The organism is Streptosporangium sp. H16, from assembly GCF_051918855.1.
Taxonomy (GTDB): domain Bacteria; phylum Actinomycetota; class Actinomycetes; order Streptosporangiales; family Streptosporangiaceae; genus Streptosporangium.
This window is the reverse complement of record NZ_JBPXMD010000128.1, coordinates 1-752: the sequence shown is the minus strand read 5'-3', so window position 1 is coordinate 752 and position 752 is coordinate 1. Positions and strand designations below refer to the sequence as shown.

Genomic DNA, 752 nt, shown 5'->3' with positions numbered 1-752 from the left:
GCCCTGGACCCCACCCCCGAGCAGGCGCGCCTGCTCGCCTCCCACTGCGGCGCGGCCCGGTTCGCCTTCAACTGGGGGCTCAATCTCGTCAAGGCCGCCTTGTCCCAGCGGGAGGCGGAGAAGTCCTACGGCCTCGCGGATGAGATGCTGACCGAGGTGCCGTGGTCGCTGTACGGTCTGCGCCGGGCCTGGAACACCGCCAAGAACACCGTCGCGCCGTGGTGGGCCGAGCACTCCAAAGAGGCCTACACCACCGGCCTGGACGGGGTGGCGCGGGCGCTGAGGAACTGGGCGGCTTCGCGTCACGGCACCCGTAAGGGGCCGAAGATGGGGTTTGCCCGGTTCAGGTCCAAGCGCCGCGCCGCCCCTTCGTGCCGGTTCACCACCGGCGCGATCCGGGTGGAAGCCGACCGCCACCACGTGACACTGCCCCGGCTCGGCACCATCCGCACGGGTGAGCCCACCCGCAAACTCGCCCGGCACCTGGAGCGCGGCACGGGGCGGATCCTGTCGGCCACCGTCCGCGGTGAGGGGGGGCGGTGGTTCGTGGCGTTCACCTGCGAGATCGACCGCGCCGGCCGCGCCCCGGCCAGGCCGGGCGCCGTCGTCGGCGTCGACCTGGGCGTCAAGGACCTCGCGGTGCTGTCCACCGGCGAGGTCGTCGCCAATCCCAAACATCACCGCTCGGCGCTCAAGCGGCTGCGCCGGTTGAGCAAGCAGCTCGCCCGCCGCGTCGGCCCCCGCACCCCGGA

At 73.1% G+C, this 752-nt stretch carries 1 protein-coding gene; it reads left to right on the top strand.

Features of this window, described 5'->3' with window-relative positions; translation table 11 throughout:
• Positions 1-752 (top strand): IS607 family element RNA-guided endonuclease TnpB (gene tnpB / locus ACTOQ2_RS43985; RefSeq protein ID WP_440107997.1); only part of this gene is annotated, 752 nt, incomplete at both ends.